Source organism: Shouchella oshimensis (assembly GCF_004375095.1).
Lineage (GTDB): Bacteria > Bacillota > Bacilli > Bacillales > Bacillaceae_D > Shouchella > Shouchella oshimensis.
The window spans coordinates 865,164-880,880 of the sequence record NZ_SNUX01000003.1 but is presented as its reverse complement, the minus strand read 5'-3'; the positions used below and the strand labels follow the sequence as shown (position 1 = coordinate 880,880).

At 38.6% G+C, this 15,717-nt stretch carries 13 protein-coding genes; 10 read left to right on the top strand and 3 right to left on the bottom strand.

Annotated features, from left to right (window positions below; translation table 11 throughout):
• Window positions 1–152: 152 nt before the first annotated feature.
• From E2L03_RS15305 to E2L03_RS15280, 6 genes are read left to right on the top strand one after another with little or no spacing between them, the layout of a single operon-like run.
• Entirely contained in the window at window positions 153–1,199 is a 1,047-nt protein-coding gene (locus E2L03_RS15305; protein ID WP_134259604.1) for an ABC transporter substrate-binding protein, read from the top strand.
• Between the two features lie 12 nt (window positions 1,200–1,211).
• Window positions 1,212–2,147, top strand: a complete 936-nt coding sequence (locus tag E2L03_RS15300) for a nucleoside hydrolase (protein WP_055735259.1) — start codon at window positions 1,212–1,214, stop codon at window positions 2,145–2,147.
• A 26-nt stretch (window positions 2,148–2,173) separates the two neighbouring features.
• Window positions 2,174–2,998 carry an ABC transporter permease gene (locus E2L03_RS15295; RefSeq protein ID WP_124742053.1) on the top strand — a complete coding sequence of 275 codons (825 nt, stop codon included), beginning with the start codon at window positions 2,174–2,176 and terminating at the stop codon, window positions 2,996–2,998.
• A gap of 1 nt (window position 2,999) precedes the next feature.
• Window positions 3,000–3,791: an ABC transporter permease gene (locus E2L03_RS15290; protein WP_038479755.1), complete on the top strand. Its 792-nt coding sequence runs from the start codon at window positions 3,000–3,002 to the stop codon at window positions 3,789–3,791.
• 23 nt (window positions 3,792–3,814) lie between these two features.
• Window positions 3,815–4,870, top strand: coding sequence for an ABC transporter ATP-binding protein (locus E2L03_RS15285; RefSeq protein WP_134259562.1), 1,056 nt, complete (start codon window positions 3,815–3,817; stop codon window positions 4,868–4,870).
• Window positions 4,871–4,887: 17 nt separating this feature from the next.
• Window positions 4,888–6,597, top strand: coding sequence for an adenine deaminase C-terminal domain-containing protein (locus tag E2L03_RS15280; RefSeq protein ID WP_134259561.1), 1,710 nt, complete (start codon window positions 4,888–4,890; stop codon window positions 6,595–6,597).
• Window positions 6,598–6,976: 379 nt separating this feature from the next.
• Here E2L03_RS15280 and E2L03_RS15275 read toward each other — a convergent pair whose 3' ends face one another.
• A complete protein-coding gene (locus tag E2L03_RS15275; RefSeq protein ID WP_134259560.1) occupies window positions 6,977–8,272 on the bottom strand; it encodes a hemolysin family protein in 1,296 nt (431 codons plus the stop codon).
• A 244-nt stretch (window positions 8,273–8,516) separates the two neighbouring features.
• The gene (locus tag E2L03_RS15270) at window positions 8,517–9,896 is read right to left on the bottom strand and encodes an aminotransferase-like domain-containing protein (protein ID WP_134259559.1); all 1,380 of its coding nucleotides are present in this window, start codon (window positions 9,894–9,896) and stop codon (window positions 8,517–8,519) included.
• A 96-nt stretch (window positions 9,897–9,992) separates the two neighbouring features.
• On the opposite strand from E2L03_RS15270, the gene E2L03_RS15265 reads away from it, so the two are divergent.
• From E2L03_RS15265 to E2L03_RS15250, 4 genes are all read left to right on the top strand, one after another.
• The gene (locus tag E2L03_RS15265) at window positions 9,993–10,616 is read left to right on the top strand and encodes a LysE/ArgO family amino acid transporter (protein ID WP_134259558.1); all 624 of its coding nucleotides are present in this window, start codon (window positions 9,993–9,995) and stop codon (window positions 10,614–10,616) included.
• A gap of 235 nt (window positions 10,617–10,851) precedes the next feature.
• Complete coding sequence (locus E2L03_RS15260; protein ID WP_166740327.1) at window positions 10,852–11,937, top strand: CdaR family transcriptional regulator; 1,086 nt, start codon at window positions 10,852–10,854, stop codon at window positions 11,935–11,937.
• A 203-nt stretch (window positions 11,938–12,140) separates the two neighbouring features.
• Window positions 12,141–13,058 (top strand): ABC transporter ATP-binding protein, encoded by a 918-nt coding sequence (locus tag E2L03_RS15255; RefSeq protein ID WP_134259556.1) that lies wholly within the window; start codon window positions 12,141–12,143, stop codon window positions 13,056–13,058.
• The gene (locus E2L03_RS15250; protein ID WP_134259555.1) at window positions 13,055–13,987 is read left to right on the top strand and encodes a DUF2705 family protein; all 933 of its coding nucleotides are present in this window, start codon (window positions 13,055–13,057) and stop codon (window positions 13,985–13,987) included. The genes E2L03_RS15255 and E2L03_RS15250 overlap by 4 nt, the downstream gene beginning before the upstream one ends.
• A 35-nt stretch (window positions 13,988–14,022) precedes the next feature.
• On the opposite strand, the gene E2L03_RS15245 is transcribed toward E2L03_RS15250, so the two are convergent.
• The gene (locus tag E2L03_RS15245; RefSeq protein ID WP_134259554.1) at window positions 14,023–15,399 is read right to left on the bottom strand and encodes a sodium-dependent transporter; all 1,377 of its coding nucleotides are present in this window, start codon (window positions 15,397–15,399) and stop codon (window positions 14,023–14,025) included.
• Window positions 15,400–15,717 lie beyond the last annotated feature (318 nt).

The following is a 15,717-nucleotide window of genomic DNA, read 5'->3' as shown; positions in this document are numbered from 1 at the left end:
ACATGTTCTGGTTTGAGATCTAAACGAAGATGAATGACTGCTTTTCTGCGTGTTTACACTAGGAAGATGCGTCTGTAGATTGAGCGATAACGCTACTACAGGTGTGTCTTCCTTTTTTCATTGATAAAACAAAACCATTGGAGGAACAAATGATGAAAAAAAGTATCACTGTCACTTTAAGTATGGCGGCTATTACGGCTTTAGTAGGATGTGGCCAATCAGGATCTGACCCAAGCGAGGCACCTACAGATTTAGTCATTTCAACGTGGGGATTCGCGGAAGATTTCTTTAATGAAGAAGTATATGCACCATTTGAAGAAGAGCACAACGTAAACATTGTTGTAGATATTGGAAACAATGCAGAGCGATTAAATCGCATCCGACAAGGCACAGCCACTATTGATGTCATTTACCTATCTGATTATTACGCACAACAAGGGATTGATGAAGGCCTTTTTGCAAACATTGACCGTAGCCGAATCCCTGCTATTGAAGATCTTTATGATCTAGCTCAAGCTCCTCTTGGTGAAGAATATGGTCCAGCGTATACCGTCGGACAATTTGGTATTGCCTATAACCCTGATGAAGTGGAATCACCGATCACAAGTTGGTCTGATTTATGGGATGAAGCATTGGCGAACAATATAACATTACCAAATATTACAGCAACTACTGGACCAATGTTTTTAGATGCGGCCTCTATCGTTGCTGGAGAAGAAACGTTTAATGAAGATGCGGCTTTTGATCAATTAAATACACTTAAAGGAAATGTTGTGAAAGAATATGATCGAACATCAGATTTCGTGAATATGTTTTCACAAGGAGAGATTGTGGCGGGTCCTTTTATGGAAATGTATTTAAAAGATTTACTTGCAGCGATTCCAGGAACGGAGTTTGTTACACCATCTGAAGGCGCTTATGCAGTGTTGAACACAGTAAATGTTGTTGAAGGAAGTAACAATAAAGAACTTGCAGAAGAATTTATTAATTGGCATTTAAGTAAAGAGGTGCAAGAAGCTTCAGCAAAAGCAAAAATCGATTCCCCTGTTAATAAACTAGTTGAGCTCTCTTCGGAAGAAGCTGAAGGTATTACGTATGGAGAAGACACTATTAATGAATTAAAACTACTTGATATGGAATTTGTCAATGAACAATCGGCTCAGTGGATCGATCGTTGGAATAGAGAAATTGCGAATTAAGGAGACTTTTTCATGAAACAAAAACTTTTACTTGATGTAGATACAGGCATTGATGATGCTCTTGGAATCCTACTCGCTGCAAATGATAAAGACACTGAACTGCTCGGAATTACAACAGTAAATGGTAACGTTTCGCTCCAACAAGCGACAACGAATACATTAAACGTCCTTGCATTGATTGAACATTCATGCCCGGTTGTAAAAGGAGCGGAAACGCCCCTTTTACGTCCTCCCCACTTCGAAAAGTCTGTGCATGGCGAAAATGGACTTGGTGGTGCGCTACAAGATGTTGAGCCTAGCACTTTGCCAAGTCCTGGCTTTGCACCTGACTTCATGATTGAACAAGCACGTCGCTATCCTGGAGAAGTCACTTTTGTCATGACTGGCCCTTTAACAAACTTAGCGCTAGCAGTCAAAAAATGTCCTGATCTACCGCAACTCTTACAAAAAGTAGTGTACATGGGTGGAGCAGCGTTTACGTATGGCAATATCACCCCTGCTTCTGAATACAACATGTATGTTGATCCAGAAGCAGCTCGCATTGTCCTTCAAGCAGGCTTTCCATCTTTAACGCAAATCGGTCTAGATGTTACACGACAAGCATTGCTTACGAATGCTCACATCGATTCACTTCAGACATCAAACGTGAAACATTTTGTAAAAACATCTACTGCGCATTATATCAAACGATATGAACAGCGAAATGGTGTAGCAGCCTGTGCACTTCATGATCCACTTGCCGTCGCGTACGCCATTCGACCGGATCTTTGTGAAACCCAGTTGCTTTATACAGATATTGAAACGTCAAGTCGGTTGTGTGATGGTCAGACGATTTGTGACTTACAAGATCGTCTGCAGGAAAAACCGAACGTTCACATAGCATTAAAGGTAGATGTAGACGCATTTATTTCGTACTTTTTAACAACCATTCAACACCATTTACATTAAACCGTTTTGACAAAGAGGTGGCTATATTGAAACAATCTGGACGTTATCTTTTGCTTCTTCCAGGACTATTATTTTTAGCGATTTTTATGCTTGTTCCACTTGTTCTTACAATAAGTTCTACTTTTGTTGAGGGTGGAAGCTTTTCAGTATCAGGCTATTTGAATTTTTTAACAGACGCATATTTCTTAGACATTTTATGGACGACACTTTATGTTGCTTTATTAACGACGTTCTGTTGTATCGTGCTTGCGTTCCCAGTAGCTTACTATATTTCTAAAGTAAAAGGATCAAAAAAAGCCCTTCTACTAATGCTCGCAATCTTTCCATTACTTGTTAGTCCAATTGTACGCTCTTTTAGCTGGATGATTATTTTAGGCAGAAATGGACTACTAAATGATTTTCTACAGTCTCTTGGTATGATCCAAGAGCCATTAACCATTCTTTATACACCTGTCGCAGTTGCAATCGGCTTAGTTCATTTATTTTTGCCGCTAATGATTGTCACCCTCGTTGGTGTGATGGAAAACATTGATACGGATTATATACGAGCCGCTGAGAGTTTAGGCGCCTCTAAAACAACAGCCTTTTTAAAAGTAATGTTCCCTCTTTGTATGCCGGGGTTATTAATAGGAAGCACGCTCGTGTTTGTGGGTAGTTTTACAGCATATACAACACCAGCACTTCTTGGTGGTCAGCAGCGTGTCATTTCCACCTTCCTTTATCAAAATGCCATCACTTTGAATGACTGGAATACGGCCGCCATGATTGCGACCATTATGATTGTCCTGACATTCTTTATTACAGGGATCTTTCAAAAACTTGCAACTAAGCTTAACCCAGGAGGATCTTAAAATGAATCAACAGAATCATTTTGCTCTCGGACTCATTACTCTTATTATCTTTCTGTTCTTGCTTGGTCCCCTTGCGATTATTTTTGTCGCATCGTTTGAACCAACTAGTGTATTGCAATTTCCACCGACTGGTTTCTCCCTTGAATGGTACCGGAACATTTTTACGGTGTCTGCGTTTATGGATACGTTTAAACTATCCATGTTCATTAGCTTTCTTGGCAACCTTTGCGCGTTACTATTAGGTATTCCTGCTGCCTATGCCCTTAGCCGTTTTGATTTCCGTGGTAAAGGACTATTAAATGCCATTTTTGTCTCACCTATTTTAATACCGGGAACGGTTTTAGGTTTTACCTTTTTACGTTACTTAATTGTAAGCTACAGCTTACCTCTTGAAGCAGCTCTCTTTATTGGACATACCATTTTAATGCTTCCTTTTATTATTCGGGTTATTGCCTCCAGCATGGCAAATTTTGATTTTTCGATTGAGGAAGCTGCAATGAATTTGGGCTCAAGTCGAATAGGCGCTTTTTTTCGTGTCATTATTCCTAACATCAAATCAGGTATAATAGCCGGCGTATTAATTGCGTTCCTTGAATCGTTTAACAACGTCGATATTTCCGTATTTCTAACAGGTCCAGGGCTTAGTACCTTGCCTATCCAAATGCTGACCTATGTTGAACATTATTTCGATCCAACAGTAGCAGCTATTTCTGTGCTGTTAATGATCTTTACTGCTGTCTTTATGTTTTTAATTGAACGGTTAGTTGGATTGTCTCACTTTACAAAACGCTAAGTTTAAACGATGGAGGATGCACAATGACTTTATTATCATTAGATCAAATTACAGTTGCGTATCAGAAACAACCGATTCTAAAAGACTTTGAGCTTTCAATTGAAAAAGGCCAGCTCATTTCGTTGCTAGGTCCAAGTGGTTGCGGTAAAACAACGACACTGCGTCTTATTGCAGGTTTTATTGAAGCAAATTCAGGTAGATTTACTTTTAAAGATCAAGATTATACAAAAGTACCTGTCTCCAAACGTAATTTTGGATTCGTCTTTCAAAATTACGCACTATTTCCCCACTTATCCGTTTTTGATAACATCGCCTTTGGGTTAAAATTACGCAAACAATCAAAACAAGAGATCGAAAAACGTGTGAAACAAGTTCTTGAAGTTGTTAACTTAATCGGTTTTGAATACCGTTTTCCTAAAGAATTATCTGGTGGTCAAAGACAACGTGTTGCAATCGCCCGCGCCCTTGTTATTGAGCCTGATTTGTTATTATTTGATGAACCACTCAGCAATTTAGATGCGAATTTACGAGAAAGCATGCGTGTTGAAATTAGACGAATTCAACAAGAGTTAGGAATTACAACCGTTTACGTGTCTCATGATCAAGAAGAATGTTTTTCAATATCCGATCAAGTTGCCATTATGAACAACGGCGTTATTGAACAATTGCATACACCAGCTCATATTTATCGTTTTCCCAAAACCCAGTTTGTTGCTGAATTTATTGGCTTTAAGAATTTCATTCACTTTTCTAATCGTTCGGATCTAGGTAGCAAGCTTCTCTTAACTGCTGGGAGTCATTCATTTCATGTAACAAAACATGAACATAGCGAAGCTGGTATGACAGGCGCAATACGTCCAGATGACCTTGAATTACTGCTTGAACCGGCTCCACCTGAGCAAGTCAACTATGTCCCTGGTAATATTAAGGTTTGTACGTTTTTAGGAAGAAGTTACCAATGTACTGTTGAGACAGCACTCGGCACATTTACAGTGAATGCCGAAATTGGACAGCCACTTGAGATTGGAAGAAACGTTACACTCTATTTTCCAGAAAACAAAATTGTCGTAGTTGAATAAGGAAGCGGTGAAAGAATATGCACATTGAAACCATTGTCACGAATGCCAAGGTTTACAATACTTATACGAAGCAATTTCGTGAAGTTGATTTTGCGATTGATGGAGGACGGTTCGTTGCCATTGGTTCAAAAGATGAGCTAAAGAAGCTCACTGCCAAAACGATAATCGATGCAAAGAAAAGATCTATTATACCCGGATTAATTGATATTCATCTTCATATTGAAAGTTCTATGGTTACACCAGAAACCTTTTCATACGCTTTACTACAAAACGGTGTAACAACAATCGTTCCCGAACCTCATGAAATGGCGAATGTTTTCGGTATCGAAGGTGTCCGAGCAATGATCCAAGCGAGTGATTACTGCACTGTCGATATGTTATATGCCATACCAAGCTCTGTTCCTGCTACATCACTCGAAACAACAGGCGGAGAAATTGGCATTAAAGAAATGGATGAATTAATGGCTACAGAGCAAATTCAGTGCCTCGGTGAAATAATGAATTTTGTCGATGTCCTTCATGACCAAGATTCAAAAACAAACCAAGTGCTAAACCACTTTCGTAAACACTATCCATCCTTGCCAATTGAAGGCCACGTTCCGAAATTGACCGGTCTTGATCTTGATCAAATTTTACTTTCAGGCATTGGCTCCGACCATACTCATCAAACGGTTGATGGAATGCAAGCACGAATAGAAGCTGGTATGTTCGTTCAAATACAAGAAAAATCCATGACCGATGACGTGCTTGACTATGTAAAGACTCACGATATAAGTGAACATTTTTGTTTTGTTACCGATGATATTATGACAGATGTCTTGTTTGAAAAAGGCCATCTAAATATCCTAGCGGAAAAAGCAGTAAAAGCAGGTATGCGCTATGAAGATGTGATATATGCTTGTACTGCCACGCCAGCAAAGCGAATGAATATGATTGACCGTGGCGCCATTGCGGTTGGAAAAATCGCTGACTTTGCCATCGTTGACGAAAACAGCTACTTTTCCTTCTCAGCTGTTTATAAAAATGGTGTTTGTGTGTTTGATGCTCTCTTAAAAGAAAATCAAAAAGTCCGTCCTGATCAATTCCCAGCACATTTTTATAAGAGTGTTCATTTGCCTCATTTAACTGCTGAAGATTTTATCATTAAAGCGGAAAACACGTCAGGAGAACAACTAGTTCGAGTTATGAATGTAAAGGATGGCTCCACATTCACCAAAGAAACTCATGTCCCACTTTCTGTTCAAGACGGTATGCTTGAGTGGGAAAGATCAGATTGTCGTCTGATTGCAACATTTGAACGCCACAAAAAAACAGGTAATCGGGCTCATGGTCTTATAGCTGGTGATATTATTCAAGAAGGTGCCATTGCGACAACCTATTCTCATGATAACCATAACTTACTTGTCATTGGAACAAACGTAGCAGATATGGTGAAAGCAGCTAACATGGTTATTGAAGCACAAGGTGGCTTTTGCGTTACCCATAATAATGATGTAAAAGCGTTTCTCCCCCTTCCAGTTGGTGGCATTTTGTCTGAAGCCCCTCTTGAAGAAGTTGGACGAAATGTAAAACAACTTGTAGAAGCTATGAAGGCTTTAGGTTATAAACATTACAATCCAATCATGTCGGTGTCCACCCTCTCTCTTCCTGTTAGTCCAGCGCTAAAAATAACGGACTTTGGTTTAATTGATGTGAACAAAGGAAAAGTTGTTTCGTTATTTGTTTGATTTTTTATCATTTAATATGGTAAGTGAAATTATAAACGTTCATGTTGTTTACATGAACGTTTATTTTTGTGATTGCTTATCTACACCATAAAATAAAACAAGCCGTCAACACTTCTGGTGTCAGCGGCTTGTTTTGTCAGTTTATCTCTTGAAGGGAGAATACATTCAGTATACACGACTTAATATTTCCTGTAAACAAAACTATTGCGCTAAGGAAACTTTTTAACGTTTATACCCTTCCGTCCCTTCGTTTGGTATCCAATCGAATTCACCGCTAGAAATAATATCGCATTCTATTTCTAGCGCACTCTACTTGCTCTGTTCATATACTACGTGGATAGCGTCACACATGAAGACATATTTATCTTACCTGTTAATGCTATGTCTTTAAAATATCCACTTCGTGAAGCTGATTGCCATTCAAATGCCGAATAATAAACGTATAGCCGTTGTAGGGAATTTCGTCTCCTTCTGCTAAATCGTACTGTTGTTCATACAACCAGCCTGCGATTGTTTCTGCGTCATTTGACTCTAAATCGAGTGCAAGCTCTTGGTTCACATCGTGGATTGGCGTTTGACCTTGAATTCGGTAATGGTTTGGTTCTATTTCTTCAATGACGTTTGGCTCATCTACATCATATTCATCCCGAATGTCACCAACAATCTCTTCAAGAATGTCTTCGAGGGTCACTAGACCTGCTGTACCACCATATTCATCGAATAAAATAGCCATATGAATATGTTTTTGTTGCATTTCAATTAAGATATCGCGGATACGCACCGTTTCAAATACCGTAATAACCGGATAAACAATCTCTCCAAGCTGATTTTTTTCTTCTTTTGAAAGAAGAGACGATAGAAAATCACGCACGTTCAGTACACCTACAATTGAATCCTTGTCTTCGCTTATAACTGGATATCGTGTGAAGCTATGGTTTTTTATTAACGACAGAATGTCTTCATCGGTATAATCAAGAGAGATCGTCACCATTTCTGTGCGTGGTACCATAATTTCTTTTGCTATTCGTTCATCAAACTCGAACACCTTACTGACATAGTTAAATTCTGATTGATTAATCTCACCACTTTTTAAACTATCTGAAAGAATGAGGCGAAGCTCTTCTTCTGAGTGATGTACTTCATGTTCACTCATCGGCTTAAATCCTAATACTTTGATAAGTAATCGAGCTGACCCGTTCAGTACCCAAATAAATGGATATAGCAATCGATAAAACCAAACGAGTGGTTGGCCGATAAAAAGTGTCACTTGCTCAGCTTTTTGAATAGCAATGGTTTTTGGCGCTAGCTCACCAATTACAACGTGAAGAAATGTAGCAAATGTAAAGGAAACAAAGATGGATAACGTTGTAACGAACGCTTCATTCGTCGACAATTCTCCGATAATCGGATGAAGCATCCTTTCGAAGGTTGGTTCTGCTAAGCGTCCGATTCCAAGAGCTGTAATGGTTATCCCTAATTGACAGGCAGATAAATATTCATCTAAATTACTCGTAACTTTCTTTGCGGCAAGAGCACGCTTACTTCCACCTTCAATATGAGGCTCTAATTGAGTACTTCTTACTTTTACAATCGCAAATTCTGATGCTACAAAAAAAGCTGTAAGAATGATTAATAGCGCTACACCTAAAAGGTTAATGACTGTAGATATATCCAAGAAAGCCCCTCTAGACGAGAGCTCACCTCCAAAAAATCGTGTCGTATCGCTTAACGTATACGCCTTTCCATGATCCTTTTGCTATTAAATAAGGGTTTACTTGCACGAAAAACAAATGGATGACTAGAAAGGGTTTGTAGCGAAATCATATTCTTCTACTATATTGATATCTTTTAGTGTAGCCTTATTTCTTGTTTTTAATCTAACTTGTTACAGCCAATAGCCTTTGCTTTCTATCCCAAAATTAGATGAATCGCTTTTTCACTTCGTTTGCTAACATAATTAACCCTCGTTTAAGTTCGTCTAATGTACAATATGCATACGATACCCTGACATAGTGATAGTCATTTGGCTTATATATATACCCTGGATTAATCAGTATGTTTTGTTTTAATAGTGCTAAAAACAGAGATTTTGTGACAACAGGTTGTTTGATCCTTAACCAAATATAAAAACCGCCTTTAGACGATTCCCACTCGGCAATATCACCTACTGTTTTTTGTAAAATCGCTTCAGTGAAGTCCGCCCGCTTTTTTAATGAAGCTCGTAAATTGTATATGTGCTCATAAAAATAGCTAGAATTAAGCCACTGAGCAACTAGCTGTTGGGAAATCGCACTTGTTCCATAATCTAGCTGCATTTTTAAGTCGGCTAAATAGCGTACGACCGATTCTGGACCGACTAGCCAGCCAACTCGTATGCCTGGGCTAATACATTTAGACACACTTCCAATGTAAAGAACTTGTCCAGCTCGATCAAACGATTTTAGAGCAGGTGGCGCCCCGTCAAACGTTAATTCGCTGTAAACGTCATCTTCAACCACTGGCATATGATTTACACTACAACGCTCTACTAGCCGTTTACGTTCCTCTAAAGTAAGGATTTTCCCTGTTGGATTGGAGAGCGTCGGAATTGTATAATACATCGTTTTCTTATTACTTGCTTGAAAAGAGACGCTTGGTATAGAAGGAATTGAGTGTATATAGGAGGCAGCTTCTGTTGTTATCGATGTACCAGTCTCTAACAAACCTAAAGATAATAATTGCAACGCTTGTACCGCACCAGAAACAATCAAAATATTATTAGGTTTTGTCACGATTCCTCGACGCTCTAAATAACTCGTCAAAGTGTTTCGCAAATGAAGGCTTCCCAAGGGTTCAGAATAGCCCAGTTCTTGATTCGTTAAGGTGAGCTCGCTAAACGATTTTAATAAAGCTGTTTGTGGAATGAGTTCAGGAGATAATTCACCAGTCCCTAATCGCACTGTGGTAGGTAGTGCTTCATACTCGTTTATAAGCTGGATTGTTTGTGCATTTACTTTGTACGCACTTTGCTTTATTCGTTGGTGCCAGTCAAGCGTCTGTTGGCGTAATACAAAATCCCATCCCCTTGGCTTCACATACACACCACTACCTTGTCGGCTTTCAATCACGTCTTCTGCTTTCAACTCGTCTAAAACTTGAATAATGGTGCTGCGATTGACACCAAATTGTTCAGCTAGCTTACGCTGACTAGGCAGACGCATTCCATTAGACCAGTGTCCATCCTCTATTTGCTCAACGATCCAGGCTCTTATCTGGTCAAAAAGCGTACGTTTTTCTGTCCGGTTCGGTTTCCAAGTCATGTCTTTCCCCTTCAAAATTGGTTGGATTAATTTTCAACCAATTGGTTGTTTTTTTACTATACATGATTCGATACACTTTCGAAAAGGAGTGATCGAATGCTAAGTGCATTTCTTCATGGTTTTATTCTTGCAAGTGCATTAATAATTCCTATTGGACCACAAAATTTATTTATTTTTAATCAGGGAGCGTCGCAATCATCATTTACAAAGAGTTTGCCTGCTGTGTTAACCGCAGCAGTAGCTGATACCATTCTAATCATTGTTGCAGGATTAGGATTATCCATTCTCGTTTTTACGATTCCACTTTTACAACCTTTGCTTTACCTTATTGGAGTCCTGTTCCTCTTTTTCATTGGTTGGTCCATATGGAAACACGATGAGAAGTTGGTTCAAAAAAAGAAAAAACCACTAACAGCAAAAAAACAAATTGTCATTGCATTATCAATCTCAGTGTTAAACCCTCATGCAGTTTTAGACACCGTTGCAGTAATAGGAACAAATGCTTCCCATTATTCAATTGGGGTAGAAAGGCTAAGCTTTGTTACTGCTTGTATACTCGTTTCATGGATGGCATTTACGCTGCTAGCTTATTTAGGAAGTCATCTGAAGCAAATGGACACACACGGCAAGTATATGAAGTGGATCCATAAAGCGTCTGCTGTAAGCATTTGGCTTCTCGCTCTCTATTTTGGGATTCAAGCATTAAAAAACATGCTCTAGCTCTTTACTGGAAAGGCATGAGCTTGTGCTATGCTAGCCCTACCTTCACTCTTCTCTTCAACAATGATTGTGAATCGTACAACGTAATTGCCTTTAACAGCACCGATCGTTTTCGGTTTTGTGTTTAGCTATCTATAGCTTGACCCCTTTACTCTATAGCGGTACCATACAAATAAATAGCAAGATTTCACCATTTTTTTGTAAGGAACGACTAATGGGGAATGGAGACATACTAATGTTAACAAAAGAAATAGCAAATGCAATTGTTCAAGAAACGTCAATACGCTTAGATAGAAACATTAATATCATGGATAAAGACGGTTTCATTATCGCTTCACGAGATGCTTCTCGACTACATACTGTACATGGCGGCGCTGTTGAAGTATTAACGACAGGCAACAGTTTAACCATCTACCCTACGCAAGCAAGCCGGTGGGAAGGGTCAATACCTGGTATAAATCTACCGATCCTTTTTAATAAAGACATAATTGGTGTTATTGGAATAACTGGTGACCCAGATGAGCTAGAATCAGTTGGTGAACTTGTTAAAATGACCACTGAGCTTATGATCCAGCAAGCCTTTATCACCTCTCAACTTGAATGGAAACAACGAACAAAAGAGATGGTGATTGAGCAGTTATTACTCCCCAATCCTACTTATAAAACCATTCAAAAAGGATTAGAAATGCTCGAAATCAACCTATTGCCACCTTTTATGGCAGTCACCATCCAGCTTCACCAGCTGACCATTCAAAAACAAGAATTAATTGATAAGATTGAACAATTCTTTGGTTACCATCATGCAATTGCCGGATTTAGTAGCCTGAATCATTTATTTATCGTAGTGTCCCATATGGAAGAACAGGATGCGGTTAAACAAATGAAAACACTTCAATCATTCTTGCAAAAGCAACGCACCACGTTTACACTTTCATATAGTTTACCATTCAAAGAATTAAACCAATTCCACCAAGCCTATTTGGACTGTGAGTTAGCCTTGACTATGACGGATAAAGAAAATGCCCTTATTTCTTTTAGTCAATTCGAAGTCAAAGCATTACTTCATCAAATGAACAGTGATTTACGAGAACGCTTCTCCAATCGCGTTCTTCATGACTTAAACGACACTCATACAATAACGCTTAAAACGTTTTTTGAAAACGACTTAAACATTCAAAAAACAGCAGATGCACTTTTTTTACATCGAAATACACTTTTATATCGCTTAAATGCCATCGTTGATAAAACTGGCTACAATCCAAAAACATTTAACGATTCGCTTATTTTACAAGTAGCACTATGGATTAAAGAACTGAAGTAGAACGTTTAGAGACATCGTAGGAAGTACGGGATAGGCACCCCCTTTTTCCATTTATCCCCAATAAGGTGTTCCATTAGAGCACATCTATATTTCTAAAGTTTTTCTAGAATAATTCACTAAATACAGTTTTACAAATTTGTTCATAGTACAATGAACATAAATATATATGTTCCTCTGAATGAAGTCGAAAGGCAGGTAAGATAGTGAACTCAATACTTGAACTTCAAGGTGTAAGCAAGACGATTCGGGGCAAACAACTTGTTCAAGATGTTAGCTTTTCCGTTAACGCTGGAGAAGTATTTGGCTTTTTAGGGCCTAACGGTGCTGGCAAAACAACAACGATTCGAATGATGGTAGGTCTATCCGATTTAACCCAAGGTGATTTATTTATATCTGGTTATAGTATCCGATCCTCTTATAGTGAAGCCATAAAACATGTTGGTGTTATTATTGAGAATCCAGAGATGTACAATCATTTAACTGCTCGAAAAAACATGATCCACTTTGCCAGAATGAACGGGGCCATTGACTATGATCGCATCAATGAATTGCTTGAACTTGTTGGGTTAACAAACGTTATTGATAAAAAAGTAAAAACATTCTCACTAGGAATGAAACAACGCTTAGGTATCGCACAAGCACTTATACATCGCCCTAAATTACTCATTCTAGACGAACCTACGAATGGTCTTGATCCAGAAGGGATTCGCTTAATACGCACCTACTTGCGTAAATTAGCAAAAGAAGAAGGCTTAGCTGTTCTCGTTTCCAGCCATTTAATGAGTGAAATGGAGTTAATGTGCGATCGCTTTGCGATTATACAAGAAGGAAAAATGGTTCATGAAGAAATTCTTGTTGGTACTGAAGAAGAAAAACAATCTGCTTATGACGTGCTCGTTCAAGAAGATCAACTCAATTCTGCGTTAGCCATAGCTAGAAACTTCGATCCTCAAGCAGTCATTAAAGAAAACAAGGTCTGCCTTTTACTCGATAATCATCAAATTTCTCTATTCATTCGACAGTTAAGTAGTGCTGTTGATGTAAAAGAATTAATTCAGTCGAAAGAAAGCCTAGAAGATCGCTTTCTTCATTTAACAAATAAAGAAGGTGTGAACCGATGATTGGACTAATTCAAAATGAACTTATGAAGCAAAATGCACGCATAAGTACGTGGATTATGCTGATCTTTATTATAGCTCTTACCTTACTAACTGCTATTCTGATGCATAATGCCGCTACCTATCTTCATTTCGATTCAGACTGGCGGGAATCCGTTCAATCGGATATCACTTATTATGAAGAGTTTAAAGAAGAAGAGCCTTTTGCTGAAGAACAGCTATTACTTGCAAACTATCGTCTTGAACAGGATGTTCCTCCAACTTACGCTGTTTCTGATAATGTATGGATGTTCATTATGGATAACAATGGCGTTATCATGCTTGTTAGTTTATTTATTATTGCCATTGCCGCAACCATTGTTTCTTCAGAATTTAAACAAGGCACCATCAAACTATTGCTTGTGCGTCCACCGTCCCGTATAAAAGTACTATTATCAAAATATGTAGCAGTTCTCATTTACGCGTTTACCTTTCTTGCTGTTCTATGGATTTCTTCTTTTATCATAGGAGCGTTGTTTTTCGGCTTTAATGAGCAGATCGTTCATCTCTATGTAATGGATGGAGAAGTGCGGGAGCGAGCATATTGGCTTCAATCTATTTTCGTATTTCTTTCTAACATGCCGATGACCATTTTACTTGCCACGTTGGCTTTTGCTATTTCAGCTATGTTTTCGAGCGATATTATGGCCATCGCTATTAGCATTGCCGGTCAATTTTTAGGTCTATTGGCAAACATTATTTTGTTAGATTTTTACGATTGGGCAATCTTCTTGCCTTTTGTCAATGATTTAAGTCAATACGTAACCGATGGCATGCCGCTATCTGACTTAATTAGTCCTCTCTTCTCTTCTATTGTACTGTTTTGTTATTGGTTACTCTTTATCGGTATTGCTTTATTCGTCTTTCATAAACGTGAAATTAAACCTTCCTAAAAAAAAATTCAGCTAATACAGCTGAATTTTTTTCTTTAAAATATAACACCTAAAATAGATAGTACATTCAGACCAAACAATTGATCTATTAACACAACTGTAATGGCAACTGGTACTACCAAAACCATCATACTATACCAAACAACAAAGAGTTTCCGTCCAAACATACTACCTTGTCGGAATTCTTTCTTCAAGACCGATTTCGGTACTTTCACTAATAAAAATACGCTAATGAACAGTGCGCCAATTGGCATAAGAATATTGGACACAGTGTAATCAATAAGATCAAAAAACGGCATTCCGAAAAGATAAAACTCGCTCATTAAGCCAAACGACAAGGTGGAAGGAATTCCCATTATCAGGACGAACAAAGCAACAATCCAGCTAACTTGACGCCTTTTACTTGCATCTTTTTTTATAAATGCCGCAATGACTATTTCCAACAGCGAAAAGGCTGTACTTAAAGCGGCGAAGAAAAATAAAATAAAAAATAACACGACAAGCACTTGCCCATACGGTATTTGTGAGAAGATGGTTGGTACTGCTGCGAAAATAAGGGTTGGTCCTTCAGTAGGCTCCAATTGAAACGTAAACACGCCTGGAAATATCATCACACCAGCGAGCATCGCAACAAGTATATTCATACCTCCAAGGGTCATTGCGGACAAAGGTAGGTCTTGTTGCTTTGATGCATAGGAACTTAACGTAATCATGATGGACACACCAAGAGATAAAGCAAAGAAAGACTGTCCTAATGCAAACAGAACAACGTCATTTGATACAGTACTCCAATCCGGTGAAAACAAAAACCTTAACCCTTCTTGTGCCCCCTCTAACGTTAATGAGTAACCAGCTAAAATAAGCAAGAGAATAAATAAAATCGGTATCATCCACTTACTCGCTTTTTCAATCCCTTTTTGCACACCCTTTGAAACAATACCAGCAGCTAGAGCAAGAAAAATCGCTTGCGCACCTATCGCTAGGTATGGACTTGCTATTAATTCACCAAAACGTTGGGCGTATCCGTCCGCATCTAACGAATGCAATTGTCCAGAAAGAGATGAGCCTAAATAAAGAATCGACCATCCACCAATAACGCTGTAAAAAGACAAAATGAGGAAACAAGTCACCACACCTAGCCATCCAGTAAAACGAAACGTTGATGTAGGTGCAAGTTTTTTAAACGTCGTAACAGCATCCGCCTGAGAATGTCTTCCCAGCACGTATTCACCGATTAGCAAAGGCACACCGATTAAAAGAGTGAACACTAAAAAAAGCACGAAAAAAGCGCCTCCGCCACTTGTTCCTGCAATATAAGGAAACTTCCATATTGCACCGAGCCCAATTGCACTACCGGCAGTTGCGTATAAAAAGCCTAACTTCGAGGACCATTGTTGTTGCCTTGTTGACATGTTGTAAACTTGCTCCTTTTTTCTAGATCCTTGTAAAAACACCACTAGATAGCAAAACAAATGTGTCCACTTGAAACAAACATTTATTTTTCTGTCAGCTTGTTCTGACAATTGATTCGGTAGTGTGTCTTCCAATTCTTTCAGTTTTTCCAATGAAGATCCTATTTATTTAAAAACATTTTCTAATCGTAACAAAAACATGTCTTTTCAGCAAGAACAATTTCAGCTACTTCAAGTGAAAGCATCTTCCCATGATATGTAGACTTGAAAGAAGTTTCTCAACACATCTTTTTTTGTTGTAGTCAGAAAAGGTAGCAC

Bases quoted from the DNA above. Each gene is read 5' to 3' on its own strand.
- E2L03_RS15305 (WP_134259604.1), top strand. From the start codon at position 153: ATGAAAAAAAGTATCACTGTCACTTTAAGTATGGCGGCTATTACGGCT.
- E2L03_RS15290 (WP_038479755.1), top strand. From the start codon at position 3,000: ATGAATCAACAGAATCATTTTGCTCTCGGACTCATTACTCTTATTATC.
- E2L03_RS15285 (WP_134259562.1), top strand. From the start codon at position 3,815: ATGACTTTATTATCATTAGATCAAATTACAGTTGCGTATCAGAAACAA.
- E2L03_RS15245 (WP_134259554.1), bottom strand. From the start codon at position 15,399: ATGTCAACAAGGCAACAACAATGGTCCTCGAAGTTAGGCTTTTTATAC.
- E2L03_RS15265 (WP_134259558.1), top strand. From the start codon at position 9,993: ATGCTAAGTGCATTTCTTCATGGTTTTATTCTTGCAAGTGCATTAATA.
- E2L03_RS15250 (WP_134259555.1), top strand. From the start codon at position 13,055: ATGATTGGACTAATTCAAAATGAACTTATGAAGCAAAATGCACGCATA.
- E2L03_RS15270 (WP_134259559.1), bottom strand. From the start codon at position 9,896: ATGACTTGGAAACCGAACCGGACAGAAAAACGTACGCTTTTTGACCAG.
- E2L03_RS15280 (WP_134259561.1), top strand. From the start codon at position 4,888: ATGCACATTGAAACCATTGTCACGAATGCCAAGGTTTACAATACTTAT.
- E2L03_RS15260 (WP_166740327.1), top strand. From the start codon at position 10,852: ATGTTAACAAAAGAAATAGCAAATGCAATTGTTCAAGAAACGTCAATA.
- E2L03_RS15300 (WP_055735259.1), top strand. From the start codon at position 1,212: ATGAAACAAAAACTTTTACTTGATGTAGATACAGGCATTGATGATGCT.